Origin of the sequence: Rhodococcus sp. EPR-147 (genome assembly GCF_001647185.1) — a bacterium.
In the GTDB taxonomy this organism is placed as follows: domain Bacteria; phylum Actinomycetota; class Actinomycetes; order Mycobacteriales; family Mycobacteriaceae; genus Rhodococcoides.
Window position 1 is genome coordinate 1 of the sequence record NZ_LVCU01000242.1, and the last position, 3,403, is coordinate 3,403.

General features: G+C 65.4%; 4 protein-coding genes. All 4 read left to right on the forward strand.

Annotated elements, in window-relative coordinates; all coding sequences use genetic code 11:
• Positions 1-1,732 (forward strand): acetyl/propionyl/methylcrotonyl-CoA carboxylase subunit alpha (locus A2J02_RS11735; RefSeq protein ID WP_068050301.1); only part of this gene is annotated, 1,732 nt, incomplete at its 5' end.
• Positions 1,733-1,742: 10 nt separating this feature from the next.
• On the forward strand, positions 1,743-2,207 hold the full coding sequence (locus A2J02_RS11740; protein WP_068050303.1) for a MarR family transcriptional regulator: 465 nt from the start codon (positions 1,743-1,745) through the stop codon (positions 2,205-2,207).
• A gap of 196 nt (positions 2,208-2,403) precedes the next feature.
• Positions 2,404-2,883 (forward strand): Fur family transcriptional regulator, encoded by a 480-nt coding sequence (locus A2J02_RS11745; RefSeq protein WP_068050305.1) that lies wholly within the window; start codon positions 2,404-2,406, stop codon positions 2,881-2,883.
• Positions 2,884-2,962: 79 nt separating this feature from the next.
• On the forward strand, positions 2,963-3,403 hold a 441-nt coding region (locus A2J02_RS11750), incomplete at its 3' end, for a peroxidase family protein (protein ID WP_331712047.1).

Genomic DNA, 3,403 nt, shown 5'->3' on the forward strand with positions numbered 1-3,403 from the left:
GCGGGTGATCCGGGCTGCGGCCGATGCCGGGTTGGCCAGTGTCGCTGTGTACGCCGAACCCGACGCCGACGCCCCGTTCGTCCGTCTGGCCGATGAGGCGTTCGCGCTCGGCGGTCAGAGCTCCGCGGAGTCGTACCTGGTGATCGACAAGATCATCGATGCAGCCGCCAAGTCCGGGGCCGACGCCATCCACCCCGGCTACGGATTCCTCTCCGAGAACGCCGACTTCGCCCAAGCCGTCATCGATGCCGGTCTGATCTGGATCGGACCGTCCCCGCAGTCCATCCGCGACCTCGGCGACAAGGTCACCGCCCGCCACATCGCCGCCCGCGCCAAAGCCCCCTCGGTCCCCGGCACCTCCGAACCGGTCAAAGACGCCGACGAAATCCTCGCCTTCGTCGACGAACACGGCCTGCCGATCGCGATCAAAGCCGCGTTCGGTGGCGGCGGCCGCGGCATGAAAGTCGCCCGCACCCGCGAGGAAATCCCCGAACTGTTCGATTCGGCCACCCGCGAAGCCGTCGCCGCGTTCGGGCGCGGAGAATGCTTCGTCGAGCGCTACCTCGACAAGCCCCGCCACGTCGAAGCGCAGGTCATCGCCGACCAACACGGCAACGTCATCGTCGCCGGCACCCGCGACTGCTCCCTGCAACGCCGCTTCCAGAAACTCGTCGAGGAAGCACCCGCCCCGTTCCTCACCGACGCCCAACGCAAAGAAATCCACTCCAGCGCCAAAGCCATCTGCCTCGAAGCCGGCTACTACGGTGCCGGCACCGTCGAATACCTCGTCGGACAAGACGGCCTCGTGAGCTTCCTGGAAGTGAACACCCGCCTGCAGGTCGAGCATCCCGTCACCGAGGAAACCTCCGGCATCGACCTGGTGCTGCAGCAGTTCAAGATCGTCAACGGTGAAGAACTGTCCATCACCGACGACCCCGAACCCCGGGGGCATTCGTTCGAGTTCCGGATCAACGGCGAAGACGCCGGACGCGGCTTCCTACCCGCCCCCGGACCGGTCACCACCTTCCGTGCGCCGTCGGGACCGGGTGTTCGCGTCGATTCCGGTGTCGAATCCGGCTCGGTGATCGGTGGCCAGTTCGATTCGATGCTCGCCAAGCTCATCGTCACCGGCGCGACCCGCGAGGAAGCCCTCGCCCGGTCGCGTCGAGCACTCGCCGAATTCGACGTCCAAGGACTTGCGACGGTGATTCCGTTCCACGCCGCGGTGGTCTCCGATCCGGCGTTCATCGGCGACGGCGACTCCTTCTCGGTGCACACCCGCTGGATCGAAACCGAATGGGACAACCAGGTTCCCCCGTTCACCGCCGGACAACCCATCGACGACGACGACGTCCTGCCGCGGCAGTCCGTCGTCGTCGAGGTCGGTGGCCGCCGCGTCGAGGTGTCCTTGCCCGGGGAACTGTCCCTCGGCGGCGGTAACGGCGGCGGGCCCGCGGGCGCGGTGCGGCGTAAGCCCAAAGCTCGTACCCGTGGTGGTGCGGGAGCAGGCACGGCATCCGGAGACGCGGTCATCGCACCGATGCAGGGCACCGTGGTCAAAGTCGCCGTCGACGAAGGGCAGACCGTCGACGCCGGTGACCTGATCGCCGTCCTCGAAGCGATGAAAATGGAAAACCCCGTCAACGCCCACAAAGCAGGCACCATCACCGGCCTGACCGTCACCGCAGGCGACGCCATCACCCAAGGCACCGTCCTCGCAGAGATCAAGTAGGGGGTGTTCGATGACTGCCCTCGCTGAATCGTTCGACGGTGGTAGCTCTCCGGTGCATTCGACCGAGCTCGAAATCGTGTCCACGGTGCTGCGCATGGCGTCGGCCGCGCGAGTTCGTCTGGCCGAGGCATTGGATGCGCAGGGGCTCAGCTGGGCGAGGTACGAGGTACTGGAACTGGTGTGCAGACGAGGGCCGATGTCCTACAGTGCGCTGTCGCGGGAGTTGGTGCGGCACAGGACGAGTATCACCGCCACGACGGCAAGTCTGGTCGAGGCGGGGCTGCTGGCGCGGAGCGTCAATCCGCGAAATCGGCAGCAGTACATGGTCGAGGCCACCGACTCGGGGCACCGTGCGGTGACGCGGGCCGAGCGTGCGCTCGAGCGCGCCCGGTCGAGGATGGCTGTCGATGCCGATTCTGCTCGGACGCTCGAGGTGTTGCGCGGCATCGAGAAGCAGTGGAACGGCAGGCGCTGATCGAGGCCGCACAGGTGCGGCTGTCTCCGACCCGGCCTGAGATCGGGTTCGAGGCCACGGGGGAGTGACCGAAAAACGAACAGTGGGAGTCGTGTCGGCTCCGAGGTGACGCGTCGAGCGTCGTTGCGGTCGACATTCGGCGAATTCGTCTGCATACTTGACTTTGTCCAGAAAAGCGGAGGATAGTATTGCTGTGATGCCGATCTCACCGTACGCGGAGCTGTTACGCACCGCCGACATGCGCGTGACCCGTCCTCGGGTCGCGGTGCTCGAGGTCGTCGGATCCAATCCTCATGCAGACACCGACACGATCCTCGGGCTCGTGCGATCGGTGCTGCCCGAGGTGTCGCGGCAAACCGTGTACGACGTGCTCAATGCGTTGACCGCGGCGCGCCTGGTACGGCGAATCGAACCGGCAGGATCTCCTGCTCGGTACGAATCTCGTGTCGGCGACAACCATCACCACGCGGTGTGCCGCTCCTGCGGTGTCATCGCCGATGTGGACTGCGCGGTGGGCGAAACGCCGTGTCTCACCGCATCGGACTCCGTCGGTTTCACGATCGACGAGGCGGAAGTCATCTACTGGGGCTTCTGCGCACAGTGTTCGGCTGCTCGAGGGCAGTCGACAGCTCCTGTTTCGTTCCCTCCCGGTTCTCGAACACAGCAGAGTTCGTGAATCGACCTCGATCACAGCCCGATCGTCACACTTCGGAAGGAAGCACGTGTCACAAGATCACACAACACGCGAAAAAGAGATGAACGAGGATCAGCCACAGGAGTCGGGTGGCAAGTGTCCGGTCATGCACGACTCGATGCCGATGCCCGTCGAGGGTGGCGGCAACCGCGAGTGGTGGCCCAAGGCTCTGAACCTCAAGATTCTCAAGAAGAACCCGGCCGTCGGCGACCCGATGGGTGCAGATTTCGACTACGCCGCCGAGTTCAACTCCCTCGACCTCGCCGAGGTCAAGCGCGACATCGAAGCCCTCATGACCAACTCGCAGCCCTGGTGGCCTGCCGACTTCGGTCACTACGGCCCCTTCTTCATTCGCATGGCGTGGCACGCCGCAGGCACGTACCGCAAGCAGGACGGACGCGGTGGAGCCGGAGCGGGCATGCAGCGCTTCGCCCCCCTGAACAGCTGGCCGGACAACGCCAGCCTGGACAAGGCTCGTCGTCTGATCTGGCCGGTCAAGCAG

Coding starts and splice junctions, on each gene's coding strand:
- A2J02_RS11745 (WP_068050305.1), top strand. CDS start 2,404: ATGCCGATCTCACCGTACGCGGAGCTGTTACGCACCGCCGACATGCGC.
- A2J02_RS11740 (WP_068050303.1), top strand. CDS start 1,743: ATGACTGCCCTCGCTGAATCGTTCGACGGTGGTAGCTCTCCGGTGCAT.